The following is a 19,230-nucleotide window of genomic DNA, read 5'->3' on the forward strand; positions in this document are numbered from 1 at the left end:
ATGATTTGCCAGTTTCACGCTGCCGGTGTAGATTTGCCGTGCAACGCGGAATTGGCTCGGCGCTTGAAGAAGCGCATTCCGAAGCCAAACCGCGTTGCATGTGGTTAAATCGGAGTAAAAATTGCGCAGTGAACAATCTATTCTTCAAATATCAATAGCAGTTACTATTATGGTTGCTGGTTTCGGCGTCGTCTTCGGCCTGTTATCCGGCTCATTTTCTATAGTGTTCGACGGTGTTTACATGCTTGCCGACGCAGCCATGAGCGGGCTTGCGCTGCTCGTCTCGCGTCTCATCGCACTCTCTGCCCTGCCCGAGCAGCCACGCGGAAAGCTGCGTGATCGCTTCACGATGGGTTTCTGGCATCTGGAACCCATGGTGCTCGGCCTCAACGGCATGATGCTGACCGGCGTTGCGATCTATGCCCTCATAAACGCTGTCGGCAGCCTGATGGATGGCGGACGCGATCTCGAATTCAGCTATGCGATCTTCTATGCCATCGTTGCGCTAATCGCCTGTCTCGGCATGGCGTTACTGGAAACACGCGCAAACCGGACCCTGAAATCGGATTTCGTTGCGCTCGATGCCAAAGCCTGGATCATGTCGGGCGGCATTACGGCAGCGCTTCTGATCGCCTTTTCGATCGGCTACGCCATCGAAGGAACAGAACTCGGCTGGCTGACGCCCTATATCGATCCGGCAGTTCTGGCGGTCGTTTGTCTTGTCATCATTCCCATGCCGATCGGCACGATCAGGCAGGCATTGGCCGACATATTCCTTGTGACGCCCTTGGACCTCAAGAAGCATGTCGATGCCGTTGCGGAAGAGTTCGTCCGGCAGCACGGCTTCCTCTCCTTCCGCGCTTATGTCGCCAAGGTCGGTCGCGGCAAGCAGATCGAACTCTATTTCATCGTTCCGCCCAACCTTCCACCGCGAAAGCTTGAGGAGTGGGATGCATTGCGCGATGAAGTCGGCAATGCGCTCGGCGGCGAAGGGCCCGACCGGTGGCTGACCATCGCTTTCACCACGGATGTGGAATGGGCAGTCTGACCTGAAGCCTTATTCGTTGGTCAGCGACAATTGACGGCGCAGCCGCATCGTGCGGCTGTCGCCCGGCTGGCGGGGCAACCGGCTGAAGGCGTTCAGGTAATTGCTCTTGGTGCGCATGATGTGCGCGTCCAGGATTTCCCTCAGTTCTTCAGGTTTATCGGCATTAGCCAGTTCGATGATGGCGGCGTGATCGGCGAATGAGCGTGCAGGCTCCCCCTCGGCGCCGATGGCCAGATGAGTTCGCAAGGCTGCGACACGCCCGAGAATGCTGTCATAAGCGCGCGCAAGATAACGGTTGCCGCAGACACGGAAGAAAGCCAGATGGAATTCCGTATCGCAGCGCCCGTAAGCGCGCAGATCGTCTTCGTCTATTGCCGTACGCATGAGATCGTACTGCTTTTTCAATTGCGAAACGAGTTTCTTGCGATTGCAGATCAGGGCCAGACGCATGGCCTGATCCTCAAGACCGACGCGAAAATCGCACAGCTCGGCTATGTCTTCCTGCGTCGGCGTGAAAACATAGGTGCCGGACTTCGGAACGATGTGGACGAGTTCCTGCATCTGCAAAATGTTGAGCGCCTCGCGCACCGGCGTGCGGCTGACATCGAAAGCCGCAGCAAGCATGTCTTCGGAGAGGTTTTCCCCGAATAGAAACTCCGCATCGACAATCGCACCGCGAATACGTTCGGCGATGCTGCTTGCCAGCGACTTCTTGTTCTTGCCTCGAATCTCTTTCATGCCCGAATCTTACAGACGCCTTATTGCAACGTACAGAGCGGTTGAAACCGCATTCAAATTACACTCGTAAGGATAACGAGCCTGATCGAAGATCAGGCCCGTCGCTCGGATTAGTCCCGTTTGGCTTTCAGGCTCATGCAGAGGAAGAAGCCGATAATCGGGAATATCGACAGGGCAAGCAGCGACAGCGAAAAGCTGTCGGTGGTGGATTTGACCCAGCCGACGAGATAAGGTCCGGTAAAGCCGCCAAGCTGTGCGAAACCGTTGATGGCGGCAAGCCCGCCAGCGGTTGCCGCGCCCGACAGGAACTGGGTCGGCAGCGTCCAGAACACGCCCAGATAGGACCAGAGGAAGAAGGCGCAGACCGAGAGGAGCACGAGGCTCAGGACCGGCGAAGGAGACAGCGCGCTGGCGGCAAGGAACACGCCGCCGAACAGGCCGGCAATCGCCGTGTGGATCTTGCGTTCACCAGTACGATCCGAACTGCGCGAAATCACCACAAGCCCAATGGCTGCGAACACGAATGGAATGGCCGAAATGAGCCCCGTCTGGGCAGCGCTGTAATCACCAAGGCTTTTGACGATCTGCGGCAGCCACATGATGACGCCATAAACGGCAATGCCGTTGAACATATAGACGAGCGTCAGAAGCCAGACGCGGTAGTCGCTGAAAACTTCTTTCAGCGAATGACGGGTATCGGGCTGCTTGCCCTGATTTTCCCTGGCAAGTTCAGCCATCAGCCAGGCGCGCTCATCCGCCGTCAGCCAGTGCTTGTCCTTTTCCGGACTATCGACCAGATAGAAGAACGTTACAACGCCGAGGATCACGGCGGGAAGCCCTTCCAGAATAAACATGGCCTGCCAGCCATGCAGCCCGAAAAGCCCCTCGCCAGCATCCATCAGCCAGCCGGAGAACGGCGCGCCGACGACGATGGAAAGCACGGTTGCAGTCATGAACAGGGCCGTTGCGCGTCCACGTTCCTTGGCCGGGAACCAATAGGTGAGATAAAGCAGCACGCCCGGCGCGAAACCGGCTTCCGCAACGCCCAGCAGGAAGCGCAGGATATAGAACGAAACCGGCCCCTGCACAAAAGCCATGGCGCAGGACACAAGCCCCCACGTCACCATGATGCGCGCTATCCACACGCGTGAGCCAAGCTTGTGCAGCATCATGTTGCTCGGCACTTCAAACAGCATGTAGCCGATGAAGAAGATGCCGGCACCGACGCCGAACATATAGGGTGTCAGGCCAATATCATTGTTCATGTGAAGCGCGGCATAGCCGATATTCACCCGATCAAGATAGTTGACGATGAAGCAGATGAAGCAGAACAGAACGATCCGCAGATTGAGCTTGCGAATGGTGCTGTCGCGCAGGTCAGGCGTTGCGCCGACTGCACTCACAGTGGAATTGACCACGATATCCTCCCATATCTCCGCCCACGTCCCAGCATGAGCGGCATGCAATAATCTTTGCGGAAGCTGTCACGCGGTGATGCGCGCCTCCCGTTTCGGATGGACAATCGCGAACGGCGAGCCATTGGCGCGGACCCGGTCGTGATCATCTCAATCCGTTGCAATGATTAGCGTGGCAACAATCACTTTACAAGTAGCATACAAAATCTTGTACCTTAGATTGACAGAGCTCTGTTCACATGGCTTTTAAAGCTACCGTCGCCGTATGGACGAGTCCCAGGCTTCTCTTCGGCGACCCCTGGACGCGCGGCAGCGTTCGTTTTCGAGGAGGAATAACATGACCGCAAACAACGCCCCGACAGCGTTCCCGACCGATTTCTTCGCAGACCGGGTGGTGCTCGTCACCGGCGGCGCATCCGGTATCGGCAAGGCCATTGCCGAAAAGCTCATCGCGCTCAGGGCCAGGGTCGTGCTTTGGGACGTGAATGATGCGCGCCTAGAGGAAATGGCAGAAAGGCACGGCGAGCAGGTCCTGACCGCCCGTGTGGACGTTTCAGACAAGGCCGCGGTTGACCGCGCAGCGCATGACATCGCCACCAGATGGGGCGGCATCGACCATCTGGTCAATAATGCGGGCATCATCGGCCAGCGCATGACCGTGAAGGATTTCGATGCGGACGAACTCGATCGGGTTCTGGCCGTCAACCTGAAAAGCGTGTTCTACGTTTCCAGCGCGTTCCTCAACAATCCGGGCACGAAGCCGAACAAATCCGTGGTCGGCCTGTCCTCGATCGCCGGGCGCACCGGCGGCATGGTCGGCAACATCGCCTATGCGACGACCAAGGGTGCAATCGCATCCTATACCTATGCGCTTGCCAAGGAACTCGCGCCGGAAATCCGCGTCAACGCTCTCGCCCCCGGCGTGATCGACACGGAAATTCAGAAAGACGTGTTCGCAGATCCGTCCAGCATCGCGAAGATGGCGGACCTCATTCCGCTGAAACGGCTTGGAACTGCCGATGAAGTTGCCGACGCGGCCATTTGGCTGCTGTCGCCGGGAGCAGCCTATATCACCGGGGTCGTGCTCGATGTTTCAGGCGGGAGATAGAGCGGTTCCTGTTTTAACAGAATCGCCAGAACCGCTCTAACTATTTGTTTTTTCGCATTTTCCTACACAAAACCGTTTCACACTTTTGCTGAAAATGCTCTAGGAGACGACGATGACGCAGGCCAAGGCCCTGAAAAACCTCATCGAAACCGGCCGCATTGTTCAGGCGCCGGGAGCGCCTGATCCGCTGACCGCCCGCCTTGTGCAGCAGGCAGGGTTTCCCGCTATCTATATGACCGGCTTCGGCGCGACGGCGAGCCGCCTCGGCACGCCCGATCTTGGCCTTCTCACACAGACCGAGATGACGACCCACGCACGGGATATGACCCGCGTGGTGGATATTCCCGTCATCGCCGATGCGGATACGGGCTATGGAGGCCCGGCCAATATCGTTCGCACGGTGGAGGAATATATCCAGTCCGGCGTTGCGGCCATTCATCTGGAGGACCAGATGGCGCCGAAGCGCTGTGGCCAGCTTGCCGGTATCCGGCTGATCCCGGCGGAAGAAAATGTGCGCCGTCTCAAATGCGCGATTGCAGCGCGTTCTGACAAGGACCTACTCATTATCGCCCGTACCGATGCCATGCCCGCAGCCGGTGCCGAAGAAGCCATTCGCCGCGCAAAAATGTATCAGGATACGGGTGTCGATCTTGTTTTCGTCGATGGCATCAAGACCATTGCGGAAGTTGAAGCCGTGGCCCGGCACGTCGAAGGACCGAAGGTGGTGAGCATTGTCGATGGCAATGAAACTGTGGCCCTGACCGCCGCCGATCTCGAACAAATGGGCTTCAACGTCGTGTTCTATGCTCTGTCCACGCTGTTCTCCGCAGTGAAGGCGGTGAGCGACACGCTGTCAGTCCTGAAGCGCGACGGCACGCCGAGGGCCCGCGCGGGCGACATGATCACCTATCAGCAATATTGCGACATCGTTGACCTGAAAAAATTTCAGGATCTCGATGAGGAATATGGCTGGTCATGATTGGACGAAATCAGGCGGGCGGCGATGCCTGCCTCATCAGGCACTGAGCTTTTTCGCCTGAATACGGCTGGATGCTCTTTCAACCGTGATTTCGTAATGATCGCTCTGCGTCACATCCGCGATCCTGCTCGGACGAAATGCAACGGCATTGATGCCGCCTTCGTGACGCAGGCTGTCGAACAAGATCCCGAACTCGCCAGCCTTGCGCATTTCCTCGCCGAACTTCTGTGACGCGGAGTAATCTGCCGGGTCGTAGACGGCAGGCAGTGCTGCCTGCTCGCCGCATATATCGACGAAATCCTCTTCCAGTTTTGCGGTATAGACCCGGAAGGTGCGGGCCAGACCGTCCTGCTCTGTCGTAACCGCTTCACGACGCATGTGATGCGCAACCTCGATGACGGAGGTGGTAAGCCGCGCTGCCGCATACCATGCACCAAGCTCCGGTCCGTTAAAGCGCATGCCGCCCGGCGCAACATGGAGAAAGGTGGCCATGACGATGCTGGAATTGGGCCTGCCGAACACCCATTCCTCGCGGGGAAGGCGCTGCAATCGCTCGGCTAAAAGACGGTCATTCGTCCAGCCTGCCAGTTCCATCACCGCTTCCAGATCGGCCGCGGTGGCAACCGTGTCGAAAAGGCCAATCGGCGGAAAGCGCGACGGGATCAGTCGATAGCTCGGCTGTGGAGCAGGCTTGCGTTTCAAGAGAACACCACGTCCTCGTCGCGATAAGACCGGAACTCGCGGTCCAACTCGTTCGGCTCCATATAAAGCCCCCCGCGTGCCGCATCCAGAAAGCGGCGGACGGTCAGCAACCCGTCCTGCAAGCCGCTCGTCACCAGCCGCAATGGTGGATACCCGCCGAAGACACCAGCCTGGTTGGGTGTGTTCAGCCAGCGAATACCAGCCTTTTCATCAGGATAAAGCACACCCAGCGCCTGATGGATGCCGAGCACGGCGGATAATCGCATCAGCACATCCACATCCAGCGTAATGTCGCGACGCTCGCGTACCGCCTTCACCCAATTGTAATAGGTCGATCTTGAAGGCAGCCCCAGCACCATAAGCCGCTGCTGTTCGTCCAGGCCCCACAGATCGGCAATAGTCAGGAAAGTGCGAAGCCCCGGCCCGCTCAACCGCTTGCGCGAGTGAGGAGCAAAACGGGCGGCATCGAGGATATCCGGACCCTTGCCTATCCTGGTGTTCAACGCCGCATTGCTTCTGGCCATGATTGCCTCCGATCATCCAGATCAGAATATAGTCCAAATTTGGACTAATGCAACCTCACTGTGTTTTGTCCGGTCAGAGAGGCCCTATTCGGCGGCAATGAGGGCGGTTTCGGCTGCGATTTCCGGCATCGTATCGAAATGAACGGGAAGCAGCGAGACATAGCCGTTGCGGATATCCAGCACATGCGAATAGATATCCTGGCCGTTTTCAAGCAACGGCAGCTTTTCCTCATGCATGATGCTGATGACGATGGACTGCGGGCAGCGCGCCTTCAGCGCTTCGTGGAACCGCATTTTCGCAGCCGGGTCGAGCGCGCCGGTCGCTTCATCGAGGAAGATGATGGTCGGCTTGTGCAGGAGAATACGTGCCAGAACGACCTTCTGCTTCTGCCCGCCCGACAGGATCATGTCCCACGGCGCACCGCCGGCGTCGGGGTCGTTCATGCGTTCAATGAATTCACCCAGTCCCGCCTCATGCAGCACGGCGGCGACGGCCAGATCGCTGAACAAGCCCTCGTCGGCAGGCAGGCTGACAAGCTGTTTCAGGGACACCGAAGGGAACTTGGCCTCCTGGGTCGCATAAAACGAGGTTGCGTTCTGCGGATAGATGATATCGCCGGTGCCATAGGGCCACAGGCCGTTCAGCGCCTTCACGAAAGAGGTTTTGCCCGAGCCGGATTCACCGCGCATATAGACCCAGTCACCGGCGCGGATATTGATCACGCCCGAGCGCAGGAACGGCGCTTCGCTGTCAGGCCCTTGCATAAGGGTAAGGTTGCGCACCGTCAGGCCGAAGCGCGGATGCTGTTCGGCGAAAGCAAAACGGTTGATGCCCGACCGCCTGTAGAACTCGGCTGGCTCCTGAACATTCTCGATGGCCTGCGCGAGGCCGGTCACGCGGCCAGCATTGGCGCGCAGATTGGCAATCGCGGGCATGACCTGAATGAACCATGAGCAATCGTTGATCATCGCGGCAACCAGTTCCGCACCCGTCACATAGTTACGGAAGCTGACCGAACCGCTCATATAGGGCAGAAGACCCGGAATATAGGCAACGATACGGTTCGAGAGAAATCCATAGGCCTGCGAGAAGGCGAGATAGGCGGCATCGAAACGGTTGAGCCGGTTCCATGTGCCGTCCACCTCCCTGTAGAGGCGGTCATTGACCGAACGCTGCACGGCCTCGCCGCCAGACGCGGAAATCTGGAAGCTGCGGCGCAGAAGCGTCGTCCATTCGCCACGATAGGAGCCTTCGGCCTTCTGGATGCCGAGATTGAGGCGCTCCAGACGCTTGCCGATCTTGATGGCGACCAGCGTGCCGAGCGGGACATAGACGGCGATTGCCGCAAAGGCGAGAACCGCGCTGCCATAGCTGCCGAGGAAATCCAGCCCCTCCACATGGGTGGACATCTCGATCAGCTTCTGCCCGATGAAGAACGCCGACAGGAACACGCCAACGATGCCCATCACAAGGCCAATGGCGCCGCCGGTCATGCCCTTGATCGATTCCTGCAGGCGCTGGTCGATATTGTCAGGCTGGTCCTTGGCCCGCCCCTGCTGCAGATGGAAGTGCGTGTGCCCGCCGTTCAGAAGTGCCGTCGAGAACTGGTCGTTCAGCCATTTGCGCCATTTGCGGTGCAGCGTGGTGGACAGGAAATGGCGTGAACCGACCAGAAGCACATCCTTCGCCAGCATCAGGAGAACGAGGACGCCCGCGTTGGCGGCAATCGTCACAAGCGGGTGCTGGACCGGTGCGGTATTCACGTTGACGATAGAGTTCATCAGCAGGCCCGAAGCCTCCGCCACCCAGACGGTGGTCTTGCTGACGAACGCCGTCATCAGAAAAATAGCGAGTGTGAGAGCCCAGGCTTCCTTCCAGCGGTCGGAGATCCAGTAGGCGCGCATCAGCCCCCAGAACGACGTCATGTCAGCCACGGCAGACCTCTCCCTTGCCTGCAAGGATTGCTGTCTGGTCTGCCGGTTTCTGCTCAATCCATACCTCGTTTGCCATCAAGAAATGTAACGCTGTGTTACATATTGCAACAAACTGTGGTTAACGCAATGTTAATAGTCAACACAAAAGCGGAGCACCAAGCCGTGAACAGACGACGCGCCAGAGGCAACGACTTGAAATCGTTCGCCTATCGAAATACCAAATTTTTTGCTGAACAGTCTGTTTCCGGTCCGGAAGGCGGGATTTCCGGCACCCAGCCCATGGATTCCAACCAGATGAGTCTATTGCGCCGCGATATAAGCCTGAAGCGGCGGCACCACATAGTCCAGGAAAACGCGGACACGTTGCGGCAGCCGCGCACCTCCCAGAAAGACGGCGTGAACTTCCTCCAGATCGTTCTCGACCGCATCGGCGAGGACCTCCACCAATGCGCCGGAAGCAAGATCGTTGCGCGCGTGAAAATCACCGATGCGGGCGAGCCCCAGCCCCGCGACCGCCATGCGGCGCACAGTCTCGCCATTATTGGCCAGAAGCGAGCCGGAGACGGCGCGATCCACGATGCGGCCGCTTTCCTTGAGCGGCCAGACGGGGGCAGCGCGGCGGAAATTGAACCCGATGCAGTTGTGATCGGCGAGATCGTCCACGGTCATAGGCGTGCCGTGACGCGCCAGATAGGAGGGCGCAGCCACGATCTTGCGCCGGGCCGTGCCGAGCTTGCGCGCCGTCATGCTGGAATTGGGCAAGGTGCCGATACGGAACGCCACATCGGTACGATCGAGATAAAGATCAACCAGTTCATCCGACAGCGAGAGATCAATCACGATATTCGGGTAAGCTGCCAGAAACTCCGGCAACAGCGGTTCCAGAGCCAGCGTGCCCAAAGCCACGGACGCGTTGACCCGCACCGTGCCGCCCGTGCTTGCCGACCCTTGTGAAAGCTCGCGCTCCACTTCCTCGAAATCGTGCAGCAGCCCCTGACTGCGCTCATAATAGATCTGCCCCTCTGTCGTCAGCGACAGCCTGCGTGAAGAGCGTTCCAGAAGCCGCACCCCCAGCCGCGCCTCTATGCGGGATATGAGCTTGCTGATGGTCGAAGGGTTCATGCGCAAAAGGCGGGCGGCTTCGGAAAAGCTGCCCGTTTCCACGACGCGCAGGAAAACCTGCATTTCGCCGACGCGATTGTCCATCATCCCGCTCCATCTGTGAAATCGTTTCACAGATAATGTGGTTTCCGAGCGGATTTTCAAGCCCTCGGGATTATCCTATTTCTGCATCCGAGATCAGACCTGGCCGAAACGAGATGGTACAGGATCGCAAATTTAAGGCCCGAAGCATGAGCCTCCCAAGCTCGCGCAATCGACGCGATATGCCGAAGGCCAATCGACAGGAGATAACATGAAAATCGTAAACGCACATGGCGCGACCATACCCGCGCTTGGTTTCGGCGTGTTCCGCATGACGGACGCCGAAGTGGAAAGCGTTGTCCCGGCCGCTCTTGAAGCAGGCTTTCGCCATTTCGACACGGCGCAGATTTATGGCAACGAAGCTGCCCTCGGCCGCGCCTTACAAAAAGCCGGAGCAAAGCGCGACGACCTGTTCCTGACCACCAAGGTCTGGGTCGATAATTACAGCCCGGAAAAATTTGCGGCTTCCGTCGATGAAAGCCTCGACAAGCTGAAGGTCGATCAGGTGGACCTTCTGCTTCTGCACTGGCCCGCCGACAAGGTCGCTATCGCCAACCAGATCGACATGCTGAACACCGTACGCGAAGCAGGCAAGACCCGCTTTATCGGCGTCAGCAACCAGAACATCGCGCAGATGCGTGAATCCATTGAGCGGAGCGCCGCACCCATCGTGACCAACCAGATCGAGGTCCATCCCTATCTCGCTCAGGATGCAATTGCTAAGGCCGCAAGGGACGCCGGCGTCGCCATCACGGCCTATTACGGCATGGCCGACGGCGCGGTGCCAGGTGATGCCACACTTCAGGCCATCGGCGCGAAATACGGCAAGACCGCCGCGCAGGTCGGGCTGCGCTGGCTGATCGAACGCGGCTTCATCGCCCTTTCCAAGACGGCCAAGCCGGAACGCGTAGCGGAAAATTTCAATGTCTTCGACTTTGAACTGAACGCGGAAGACATGGCCGCTATCGCAAAGCTTGCCCGCCCTGACGGCCGCATCGTCAGCCCCGAAGGTCTGGCTCCCGTCTGGGACAAATAGGAAATCTCATCATGAGCGCTACAAAACCTCACGACAGCGCGACGAAGGCGGCCGGTTTCAACTGGCCGCTGCTCGCGCTTGCAATCGGTGCCTTCGGCATCGGCACCACCGAGTTTTCGCCGATGGGCCTGCTGCCCGTCATCGCGGACGGCGTAGACGTCTCCATCCCGACGGCGGGCCTTCTCGTCAGCGCCTATGCAGTTGGCGTGATGGTCGGCGCGCCGATCATGACGCTGGCCTTCGGACGCTTTGGCAAGCGCACGGCGCTGATGCTGCTCATGGCAATCTTCACGCTTGGCAACATCCTGTCCGCGCTCTCGCCGGATTACTGGACGCTGCTGGCAGCACGCCTCGTGACCAGCCTCAACCACGGTGCGTTCTTCGGGCTCGGTTCCGTTGTCGCAGCCAGCGTCGTGCCGCCTGAAAAGCGCGCAAGTGCCGTCGCTACCATGTTCATGGGCCTGACCATTGCCAATATTGGCGGGGTTCCGGCGGCAACATGGGTCGGCCAGCAGATCGGCTGGCGCATGTCCTTTGCCGGAACCGCCGTTCTGGGTCTCGTCACGATCACCGCGCTATGGCTTGCCTTGCCGCGTGGCGAAGCTGGTAAGATGCCCAATATCCGGCAGGAGCTTGGCGTGTTGATGCGCCCGACGGTGCTGATGTCGCTGGCAACGACCGTGATGGGCGCAGGCGCCATGTTCACGCTATACACCTTTGTGGCGCCCGTTCTGACCGACCTGACCCACGCATCGGAAGGTTTTGTGACGCTGGCGCTTGTCCTCATTGGCCTCGGTTTCACCATCGGCAATGCGCTTGGCGGACGTCTGGCCGACTGGTCGCTAGACGGCGCGACGCGCATATTCCTGGCGGCACTTGCGATTATCAGCCTTGCACTGCCGCTGGTGCTTACCAGCCATGTCGGTGCCGCTCTCGGTCTCGTCGCCTGGGGTGCCGCGGCATTCGCCATCGTGCCGCCGGTCCAGACCCGCGTCATGCAGGCCGCCGCCGAAGCCCCTGGGCTGGCATCGTCGATCAATATCGGAGCGTTCAACCTCGGCAATGCCGTTGGCGCGGCTCTGGGCAGCGGTGTCATCAGCATGGGTTATGGTTATGCGGCAATTCCGATGGCCGGTGGCCTTCTCGCAGCGGCGGGCCTGCTGTTCACACTGTCGCGCCGTCCGAAAGCGGCGCTAGCCGTCTCGGCTTGCTGAACCCGTAGCGCAAGCTTAATCAAGCGTCCGCCGGAAGCGAAGCAGCGCAAGCGACGCGAACAGGAATACGAAGAATAAGAGGGCGTTCACCTCTCCGGCAATGTCGGAAAGGTGAGCGCCCTTGAGCATGACCGCCCGCACGATACGCAGGAAATGCGTCAGCGGAAAAATCTCGCCCAGCGTCTGCGCCCAATCCGGCATGCCCCGAAACGGAAACATGAATCCCGACAGCATCAGCGACGGCAGGAAGAAGAAGAAGGTAAGCTGCATGGCCTGCATCTGGGTGCGCGAAACCGTCGAGATCGTATAGCCGAGCAGCACCAGCGACAGGACGAAGATCAGCACGCAGGTCAGGAGAAGCGCCAGCGAACCGACGAATGGCACGCCGAACAAAAGCTTCGCGGCCACAAGGACCACCACCACCTGTACCGCGCCGACCACAAGGAAAGGCAATACCTTGCCCAGCATGATCTCCGCAGGGGTGGCTGGCATGGCGAGCAGGTTTTCCATGGTGCCGCGTTCCGTCTCGCGGGTCAAAGCCATCGCCGTCATCATCACCATGGTCATTTGCAGGATGACGCCTAGAAGCCCCGGAACGATATTGTATTGCGACACGCCTTCCGGATTATAGCGGCGGTGCACGACGACCTGAAGCTGGCTGCGTGCGGCATTCTCGGCCTCGGCCTGCTTGCCCTGTTCGCGCAGGAGCGCCTGACTGGCCATGGTGCCAAGCGTCGATATTGCCCCGCTTGCCACCGAGGGGTCGGTGGCGTCGGCTTCGATGAGGATTTGCGGCCCGTCGCCCGCATCGACCCGCCTTGCAAAATCGGACGGGATCGTCACCACGAAGGAGACCGTGCCGCTTGCGATCAGCGCCTCGGCTTCCGCAGCACTTTGCACGACATGGTCGAAGCGATAATAGCCGGTTGTCTCCAGCGCCGACACCATCGCCCGCGTATAGTGATCCTGACTGGTTACAACCAAGGCACTGGGCAGGCTTTTCGGATCATTGTTGATGGCAAAGCCGAAGAGCAAAAGCTGCATCAAGGGAACCACCAGCATCATGGCGAAGGTTATGCGGTCGCGCCGCATCTGGATGAATTCCTTCATCAGCATCGCGCCAAGACGTTCGAACGAGAACCACCCGCCACTCATGATGGACCTTCCTTCGACATATTGTCACGCGCATTCGCCATGAACTGGATGAAGACATCTTCAAGGCTCGTTTCGCCCGGTTCGACGCTGATCCCGTCGCGATGCCGGACTTTTTCAAGCGCCTCTTCGAGCCTGGCGCGGTCGGAACCGACCACATGCAGCGTCGCGCCGAAGGGCGTCACCTGCTCCACACCCGGTTCGCCTTCCAGCAGGCGAGCAATCTCACCAAGCCTTTTGCCGCTGACGATGAAGGTCAAAAGCCCGGCCTTGTCGATCACCTCCTGCACCGTGCCGGTGGCCAGAAGCCTGCCATAGGAAATATAGCTGATGCGGTGGCAGCGCTCGGCCTCGTCCATGTAATGGGTGGAGACAAGCACGGTCAGACCGCCATCGGCGAGACGATGAATCTCGTCCCAGAAATCGCGCCGCGCCTTGGGATCGACGCCTGCGGTCGGCTCGTCCAGCAGCAGAAGCTTCGGCTTGTGCATGATGCAGGCGGCCAGCGCCAGCCGCTGCTTCCAGCCGCCTGAGAGCGTTCCCGCAAGCTGGTTGCCGCGTGAGGTCAGGCCCAGCTCGTCAAGCGTGCGCGCTACATGCTCCTTCACCGGCTTCAGCCGGTAAAGCCGCGCGACAAATTCGAGGTTCTCAGCGATGGTCAGGTCTTCATAGAAGGAAAAGCGCTGCGTCATGTAGCCGACCTCGCGCTTGATCTTCAGCCCTTCCGTGCGAAGATCGTAACCCAGCACTTCGCCCTCGCCCTCATCGGGCGTCAGCAAACCGCACATCATGCGGATGGTGGTGGTCTTGCCGGAGCCATTCGGCCCCAGAAAGCCGACAATTTCACCCTCGGCTACCGACATGCTCACGTGATCGACAACGGTGGCGCTTCCGAAATGCTTGACCAATCCCTTGACTTCAATGGCGTTCGACATTGCCGCCTCCGCTTACCGGGGGGCCAGATCGACGTCCACGATCTGGCCGGGCTGGAGAGGCGACGCGGGATCAACGGGATGCGCCTCGACCAGATAGACAAGCTTCTGGCGCGTTTCGAGCGAATAGATCACCGGCGGCGTGAATTCCGGGTCGGGCGAAACATAGCTGACGCGGGCCTGCAAACCCGGAACGCAACCATCGCAGCGCACCGACAGCATATCGCCAACCTGTATCGCTGAAAACTTGTCTTCCGGTATGTAAACCTTCAGCTTGACCGCGCCGTCGGGCAGCATGGTCAAAACCGGCGCGGACGGACCGGCAATATCGCCGGGATTGCGGATGACATCTGTGATGCGTCCCGGCGCGGGCGCTTCGATGGTTCGCTTGGCCAGATGCCAGCGGGCGGAATCGAGCTGCGCTTCTGCGCTCTTGACGGCATTTTCCGCCGCCTTGATCGTTTCGGGACGGGCCGGAAGCCGGCCGACCGCCAGATTGGACGTCGCCTGATTGATGGCGGCTTCCGCCACCTCCACCTTTGTCGCCGCATCGTCGAGCTGCGCCTGTGTCATCACTCCGCGCTTCGTCAGGTCCTGCGTGCGCAAAAGCGTTCGGCGGGCATCGTCGGCTTGCGCCCTCGCGGTTCTGACCGCCGCTTCCAGAACGGCGATTTCATCCGGGCGCTTGCCCACCTGCAAATCGGCCAGTTGCGCGCGTGCCTGCTCCAGCGCGGCTTCGGCCTGCGCGACGGCGATCTTTGCGTCTGCGTCTTCTGTTTGTGCAATCGGTTTGCCCGGCTCAACGCGATCGCCGCGCCTGACGGCGACAGACTTAACCTGTGCCACTTCCAGCGGGGCGAGTTGCACAAATTCCCCCTCGACATAACCGACCGCAAGCGGCTGCGCACTACAGGCAGCGAAAAGATAGGAGGCGAAGGGAAGAACACAGAGAAGGCTCATGACAACACCTTGCCATCTTTGGCTGCGAGGATCGCTGCAAGGTTCTGCCGCACAATGGCGGCTATCGCCGCAGCCTCGTCCTCGCCCATCGTGGACCAGCCCATGCGCCGTTTCACTGCCTCACGGCCGATGCGAAAATAAACGATCTGGCCGATCAGGGTGAAGATCACGAGCCGCGTGCTTTCGCTTTCGGCGGGCTCGCCCGTAGCGACTTCCCAGATGGCGCAAAGCCTTTTATGCGTCGGCTCGAACACGCCCGAATAGATGCGGTCGAGCGCAGCCGTCGGATGCGCCAGCTCGCGTTGAAGAAACTGCACGATTTCGCCGGATTGCGGCTGCGCCACGATGAACCGCGTCATCCGCTCGGCCGCCATGGCAAGAAGCTGCCGCGCCTCTTCCTTCGTGTTGGCGGACGCGCCGATCACCGCATAATGGCCGAGCGCCTGACCGGCTACGCCCTGTATCGTTTCAACAATATAGTCCGCCGCCGCCAGACGAAGCCCTTCCTTGCCGCCGAAATGATAGGCGATGGAGCCTATATTCGCCTTGGCGAGACCCGCGATCTCGCGTGTCGATGTGGCGTCGAAACCTTTCGTCCCGAAAAGCTGCAATGCCGCATGAATAAGCGCGGCGCGTGTCTGCTCCGCAGACGGACGACCTTGCGCCTTCGCGATATTTGCCGATGTGCTCATACAATTTATTTAATCAATCGATTGATTAAATGTCAAGCAAAGCGAACAACGGAGGCCGTTCGGGGGCTACGGTCCGCTGTTCGCTGCGGCCTGCGGCGGAATAAGCGCCGCGGTCGCCCGGTAACTGGATTTCTGACAAACGCAGACGTGTCAGCCACGCCTGCCGACATGACGTCCGACAGCTATCGGTGCGGGCATATTCCGATGCGAACCAAAGACCTGCTCCAGAGTCTCGCATATGCCCGGCTTTGCCGCCACCGCCTTGCCCGCCTTGCTGTCGACATGCAGCAGCATCTGCTCGGCACTGGCAATTTCCGTATCGCCGCGCCGGAGGCTGTGAAAGACATGCGCGCGCTTTTCGTCGAAGGAGAGCAATTGCGTTTCGACATGCAGCGCATCGCCTGCCTTCGCCTCGCCGCGATGCATGATATGGGTTTCGACCGTGTAGTAGCTGTGCCCTGATTTCAGATAGGCCTCGTCTACGCCGATATGCGCCAGAAATCTGTCCGTCGCCTGCCCGAACACGTCGAGATAGCGATGCTCGGTCATGTGTCCGTTGTAATCGATCCATTCGGGGATCACCCGCACGTCGAGAAGCCGCAAAGCGCCGGAACCCGCATCGGGGCGGTCTGCCGCCGTTTCAAGCCGCGCGTTATAGCCGTTGAGAAGCGCGCCCGCGCCCCAACCCCTGCCCTGCTGTTGTTGCGAAAGAGCTCGGATGATCGCCACCAGATTCTCGTCGCGGATCCGCTCCAGATCGCGGATTGAAAGCCCTTCATTCTGCGCGTCCGACTGATCGGCGATGCGATTGATCAGGCTGTCATCGAGGTCGGGCACATCCGTCAGTTTCGTCCATGGCCATTGCAGCGCAGGCCCGAATTGCGCAAGGAAGTGCCGCATGCCTGCGGGACCCCCAGCAATGCGGTAGGTCTGGAACAGCCCCATCTGCGCCCAGCGCAGCCCGAAGGAATAGCGGATGATGTCATCGATCTGCTCAACCGTGGCGATACCGTCGCGCACCAGCCACAGGGCCTCGCGCCACAACGCTTCCAGAAGCCGGTCGCCGACAAAGGCGTCGATCTCTTTTTCCAGCACCACCGGCTCCATGCCGGTCCGGCGATAAAGCGCAGAAGCGGCTTCAATCGGGGCGGCGGCGGTCTTTTCGCCGGGAACAAGTTCCACCAGCGGCAGCAGATAAACGGGATTATAGGGATGCGCGATCAGGAGCCGTTCGGGATGCCGCAACCCGGCCTGCAACTTGCTTGGAAGAAAGCCGGAAGTCGATGAGGCAATCAACGCATCGTCTGCGCAAACCGCTTCGATCTCCGCCATCACGGCAAGCTTCAGGTCGAGGCGCTCGGGCACGCTTTCCTGAATGAGCGCCGCGCCTGCAACAGCCTCCGCCAGCGAAGCGGAAAAGGACAGCCGCCCCTCCTGCGGAAGACGCACTGTTGTCAGCGCCGCCAGAGCTTTGCGCGCATTGTCGAGAATATGTTCGGTCGTCGCCTTGGCATCGGGCGACGGATCGTAGACCGCGACATCGAAACCATTGAGCAGAAAGCGCGCGGCCCAGCCGCTGCCGATGACACCGCTGCCGATGCAGGCAATCTTGGGAGGATGGCTGTTCATGAATATCACCAGCGCTTGGTAAGCTTGAGTTTTTCGCGGACTTCGGCGGGCGTCAGAACCTTCGTTCCCATATTGACGGCGATGGCTTTGGCCCGTTCCACCAGATCGCCATTGGACGCCAGAACGCCCTTGTCGAGCCAGATATTGTCTTCCAGCCCCACGCGGATATTGCCGCCTGCAAGCACCGCGAGCGCTGCATAAGGCAACTGATTGCGACCGATGGAAAATGCCGAGAAAATCCAGTTATCCGGCAGGTTGTGGAGGATCGAAACCAGCGTCGCCAGATCGTCGGGCGCGCCCCACGGGATTCCCATGCACAGCTGCACCAGAACTGGATCGTCAAGCAGGCCCTGCTGCTGCAGCCACTGGGCGAGCGGCAGATGACCGGTATCGAAGATCTCGATTTCGGGGCGCACGCCAAGCCGCTTTATCTGCGCGGCCATTTCCTTGAGCATGGCAGGCGTGTTGGTCATCACATAATCGCCCTCGCCGAAATTCATCGTGCCGCAATCGAGCGTGCAGATTTCCGGCAGGAGTTCAGCAACATGGGCAAGCCGCTCCGTCGCGCCCGCCATGTCGGTCTTGGCGGCATCCGGCGGCAGCGGGGCTTCTGCCGACCCCAGAACCAGATCGCCGCCAACGCCTGCGGTCAGGTTCAGCACGATATCGACGCCGGACGCCCGGATATGGTCCACAACCTCGCGGAAAAGCTCCAGCTTGCGCGATGGTTCGCCCGTTTCGGGATCGCGAACATGAATATGCGCGACGGCGGCGCCTGCCTCGGCGCTTTCAATGGCGGCATCCGCGATCTGGCGGGGAGTAATGGGCACCTTGTTCGAGCGGTGGGTCGTTGCTCCGGCACCGGTGACGGCAGCGGTGATGAATATTTCGCGGGCGGGCTTTAAAGGCATGTTCGTTTCCCTCAATTTTCGCCGAGCTTGACAGGTCGCGAAATGCCGGGATTATCATTTTACGAAATCTATTTGGCGAAGAGCGAAGAGCATGATCTTTGAACCGTCCGACGAAGAACTGAGCGTTACGCTGCTGGTCCTGCCGGATTGTTCACTCATGTCGCTGGCGGCGACGCTCGACCCTATGCGCGGCGCCAACCGCGTCACCGGGCGCTCGCTCTATCGCTGGCGCGTGGTTTCACCGGACGGCAGCGATCCTGTCACATCCAGCGGCCTCAAGGTTTCGGCGGACGGGAAGTTCGAGGCCGGTGCGCAGGACATTCTCATCATCGTCAGCGCCTTTCATGCATTGGAACATGCGACACCGAGGCTTCTCGCCATGCTGCGCCAGGCCGCCAAGCAATCAAAGCTCATCGTGGGTGTGGAAGCCGGATCATGGGTGCTGGCAAAAGCCGGATTGCTCAACGGGCGCAAGGCCACCACGCACTGGGAAGATCTGGAGGCATTTTCGCAGCGCTTTCCGGAAGTCGAAATGCAATCGGATCGCTGGGTGCGGGACGGGGCTCTCCTGACGACCGGCGGTGCTGCCCCGGCGCTCGACATGATGCTCGCGCTCATTCGCGCCCGCCACGGCTATTCCATCGCGCTGGATGTGGCGAGCCTCTATATCTACGATGAGGTGAAACAGGCTTCCGATGCGCAGCCGCTGGTTTCCCTTGGCCGATTGCTCAATCGCGAGCCGCGACTGGCCGATGCCATAAAAATCATGGAAACCCATATCGACCGCCCGATCCCCGTGTCGAGCATAGCGCGCAGGCTCGGCCTTTCGACGCGCAGCCTTGAATTGCTGTTCGCCAATGTGATCGGGCAGTCACCGGGCAATTACTATCTGTCGCTCCGGCTGAAAGCTGCCCGGCGGCTGATCCTCGACACCCGTCTTTCGATGGCGGACACAGCGGAACAGACCGGCTTTTCGTCAATCAGTTCGCTGTCACGCGCCTTCAAGCGGCATTTCGGTCAGTCGCCGAGCAAGTTGCGGCAGTAAAAGCGCC

18 protein-coding genes are annotated in these 19,230 nt (G+C 59.7%); 6 read left to right on the forward strand and 12 right to left on the reverse strand.

All coding sequences use genetic code 11. The features are described 5' to 3' along the window. Positions 1-121 precede the first annotated feature (121 nt). Positions 122-1,048: a cation diffusion facilitator family transporter gene (locus J9800_RS15780; protein ID WP_114215964.1), complete on the forward strand. Its 927-nt coding sequence runs from the start codon at positions 122-124 to the stop codon at positions 1,046-1,048. A gap of 9 nt (positions 1,049-1,057) precedes the next feature. On the opposite strand, the gene J9800_RS15785 is transcribed toward J9800_RS15780, so the two are convergent. Continuing rightward, a complete protein-coding gene (locus J9800_RS15785) occupies positions 1,058-1,786 on the reverse strand; it encodes a GntR family transcriptional regulator (RefSeq protein ID WP_210845875.1) in 729 nt (242 codons plus the stop codon). Positions 1,787-1,896: 110 nt separating this feature from the next. Beyond that, a complete protein-coding gene (locus tag J9800_RS15790) occupies positions 1,897-3,204 on the reverse strand; it encodes an MFS transporter (RefSeq protein ID WP_114215966.1) in 1,308 nt (435 codons plus the stop codon). Positions 3,205-3,538: 334 nt separating this feature from the next. Here J9800_RS15790 and J9800_RS15795 point away from each other — a divergent pair, with 334 nt between their 5' ends. Both J9800_RS15795 and J9800_RS15800 read left to right on the forward strand, forming a co-directional pair. Continuing rightward, entirely contained in the window at positions 3,539-4,309 is a 771-nt protein-coding gene (locus J9800_RS15795; protein ID WP_114215967.1) for an SDR family NAD(P)-dependent oxidoreductase, read from the forward strand. Positions 4,310-4,421: 112 nt separating this feature from the next. Further along, positions 4,422-5,288 (forward strand): isocitrate lyase/PEP mutase family protein, encoded by an 867-nt coding sequence (locus J9800_RS15800; RefSeq protein ID WP_114215968.1) that lies wholly within the window; start codon positions 4,422-4,424, stop codon positions 5,286-5,288. Between the two features lie 36 nt (positions 5,289-5,324). On the opposite strand, the gene J9800_RS15805 is transcribed toward J9800_RS15800, so the two are convergent. From J9800_RS15805 to J9800_RS15820, 4 genes are all read right to left on the reverse strand, one after another. Further along, positions 5,325-5,990: an RES family NAD+ phosphorylase gene (locus J9800_RS15805; protein ID WP_114215969.1), complete on the reverse strand. Its 666-nt coding sequence runs from the start codon at positions 5,988-5,990 to the stop codon at positions 5,325-5,327. After that, complete coding sequence (locus tag J9800_RS15810; RefSeq protein ID WP_114215970.1) at positions 5,987-6,514, reverse strand: MbcA/ParS/Xre antitoxin family protein; 528 nt, start codon at positions 6,512-6,514, stop codon at positions 5,987-5,989. Before J9800_RS15810 ends, J9800_RS15805 begins: the two co-directional genes overlap by 4 nt. Positions 6,515-6,598: 84 nt before the next feature. Further along, positions 6,599-8,449, reverse strand: coding sequence for an ABC transporter ATP-binding protein/permease (locus tag J9800_RS15815; protein ID WP_205315942.1), 1,851 nt, complete (start codon positions 8,447-8,449; stop codon positions 6,599-6,601). 300 nt (positions 8,450-8,749) lie between these two features. Beyond that, positions 8,750-9,655 carry a LysR substrate-binding domain-containing protein gene (locus J9800_RS15820; protein ID WP_114215972.1) on the reverse strand — a complete coding sequence of 302 codons (906 nt, stop codon included), beginning with the start codon at positions 9,653-9,655 and terminating at the stop codon, positions 8,750-8,752. 208 nt (positions 9,656-9,863) lie between these two features. Between J9800_RS15820 and J9800_RS15825 the strand changes: the two genes are divergently transcribed. Both J9800_RS15825 and J9800_RS15830 read left to right on the forward strand, forming a co-directional pair. Then, a complete protein-coding gene (locus J9800_RS15825; protein WP_114215973.1) occupies positions 9,864-10,688 on the forward strand; it encodes an aldo/keto reductase in 825 nt (274 codons plus the stop codon). Between the two features lie 11 nt (positions 10,689-10,699). After that, a complete protein-coding gene (locus tag J9800_RS15830; RefSeq protein WP_114215974.1) occupies positions 10,700-11,902 on the forward strand; it encodes an MFS transporter in 1,203 nt (400 codons plus the stop codon). Between the two features lie 15 nt (positions 11,903-11,917). Here J9800_RS15830 and J9800_RS15835 read toward each other — a convergent pair whose 3' ends face one another. The 6 genes from J9800_RS15835 to J9800_RS15860 form a co-directional block, all read right to left on the reverse strand. After that, positions 11,918-13,057 (reverse strand): ABC transporter permease, encoded by a 1,140-nt coding sequence (locus tag J9800_RS15835; RefSeq protein ID WP_114215975.1) that lies wholly within the window; start codon positions 13,055-13,057, stop codon positions 11,918-11,920. Continuing rightward, positions 13,054-13,989: an ABC transporter ATP-binding protein gene (locus tag J9800_RS15840; RefSeq protein WP_210845876.1), complete on the reverse strand. Its 936-nt coding sequence runs from the start codon at positions 13,987-13,989 to the stop codon at positions 13,054-13,056. Before J9800_RS15840 ends, J9800_RS15835 begins: the two co-directional genes overlap by 4 nt. A gap of 12 nt (positions 13,990-14,001) precedes the next feature. Further along, positions 14,002-14,946 (reverse strand): HlyD family secretion protein, encoded by a 945-nt coding sequence (locus tag J9800_RS15845; protein ID WP_114215977.1) that lies wholly within the window; start codon positions 14,944-14,946, stop codon positions 14,002-14,004. Then, positions 14,943-15,638: a CerR family C-terminal domain-containing protein gene (locus J9800_RS15850; protein WP_114215978.1), complete on the reverse strand. Its 696-nt coding sequence runs from the start codon at positions 15,636-15,638 to the stop codon at positions 14,943-14,945. The genes J9800_RS15845 and J9800_RS15850 overlap by 4 nt, the downstream gene beginning before the upstream one ends. A gap of 150 nt (positions 15,639-15,788) precedes the next feature. After that, on the reverse strand, positions 15,789-17,267 hold the full coding sequence (locus J9800_RS15855; RefSeq protein WP_114215979.1) for a carnitine 3-dehydrogenase: 1,479 nt from the start codon (positions 17,265-17,267) through the stop codon (positions 15,789-15,791). 5 nt (positions 17,268-17,272) lie between these two features. After that, positions 17,273-18,178 carry a beta-keto acid cleavage family enzyme gene (locus J9800_RS15860; RefSeq protein WP_114215980.1) on the reverse strand — a complete coding sequence of 302 codons (906 nt, stop codon included), beginning with the start codon at positions 18,176-18,178 and terminating at the stop codon, positions 17,273-17,275. A 91-nt stretch (positions 18,179-18,269) separates the two neighbouring features. Here J9800_RS15860 and J9800_RS15865 point away from each other — a divergent pair, with 91 nt between their 5' ends. After that, entirely contained in the window at positions 18,270-19,223 is a 954-nt protein-coding gene (locus tag J9800_RS15865; protein ID WP_114215981.1) for a GlxA family transcriptional regulator, read from the forward strand. Positions 19,224-19,230 lie beyond the last annotated feature (7 nt).

This window comes from Ochrobactrum sp. AP1BH01-1 (genome assembly GCF_018066705.1).
GTDB lineage: Bacteria > Pseudomonadota > Alphaproteobacteria > Rhizobiales > Rhizobiaceae > Brucella.

What these genes read in the sequence shown, in the direction of transcription:
- J9800_RS15820 (WP_114215972.1), bottom strand. Translation starts at nt 9,655, where the DNA reads ATGGACAATCGCGTCGGCGAAATGCAGGTTTTCCTGCGCGTCGTGGAA.
- J9800_RS15860 (WP_114215980.1), bottom strand. Translation starts at nt 18,178, where the DNA reads ATGCCTTTAAAGCCCGCCCGCGAAATATTCATCACCGCTGCCGTCACC.
- J9800_RS15830 (WP_114215974.1), top strand. Translation starts at nt 10,700, where the DNA reads ATGAGCGCTACAAAACCTCACGACAGCGCGACGAAGGCGGCCGGTTTC.
- J9800_RS15795 (WP_114215967.1), top strand. Translation starts at nt 3,539, where the DNA reads ATGACCGCAAACAACGCCCCGACAGCGTTCCCGACCGATTTCTTCGCA.
- J9800_RS15800 (WP_114215968.1), top strand. Translation starts at nt 4,422, where the DNA reads ATGACGCAGGCCAAGGCCCTGAAAAACCTCATCGAAACCGGCCGCATT.
- J9800_RS15850 (WP_114215978.1), bottom strand. Translation starts at nt 15,638, where the DNA reads ATGAGCACATCGGCAAATATCGCGAAGGCGCAAGGTCGTCCGTCTGCG.
- J9800_RS15840 (WP_210845876.1), bottom strand. Translation starts at nt 13,989, where the DNA reads ATGTCGAACGCCATTGAAGTCAAGGGATTGGTCAAGCATTTCGGAAGC.
- J9800_RS15825 (WP_114215973.1), top strand. Translation starts at nt 9,864, where the DNA reads ATGAAAATCGTAAACGCACATGGCGCGACCATACCCGCGCTTGGTTTC.
- J9800_RS15845 (WP_114215977.1), bottom strand. Translation starts at nt 14,946, where the DNA reads ATGAGCCTTCTCTGTGTTCTTCCCTTCGCCTCCTATCTTTTCGCTGCC.
- J9800_RS15855 (WP_114215979.1), bottom strand. Translation starts at nt 17,267, where the DNA reads ATGAACAGCCATCCTCCCAAGATTGCCTGCATCGGCAGCGGTGTCATC.
- J9800_RS15810 (WP_114215970.1), bottom strand. Translation starts at nt 6,514, where the DNA reads ATGGCCAGAAGCAATGCGGCGTTGAACACCAGGATAGGCAAGGGTCCG.
- J9800_RS15865 (WP_114215981.1), top strand. Translation starts at nt 18,270, where the DNA reads ATGATCTTTGAACCGTCCGACGAAGAACTGAGCGTTACGCTGCTGGTC.
- J9800_RS15785 (WP_210845875.1), bottom strand. Translation starts at nt 1,786, where the DNA reads ATGAAAGAGATTCGAGGCAAGAACAAGAAGTCGCTGGCAAGCAGCATC.
- J9800_RS15835 (WP_114215975.1), bottom strand. Translation starts at nt 13,057, where the DNA reads ATGAGTGGCGGGTGGTTCTCGTTCGAACGTCTTGGCGCGATGCTGATG.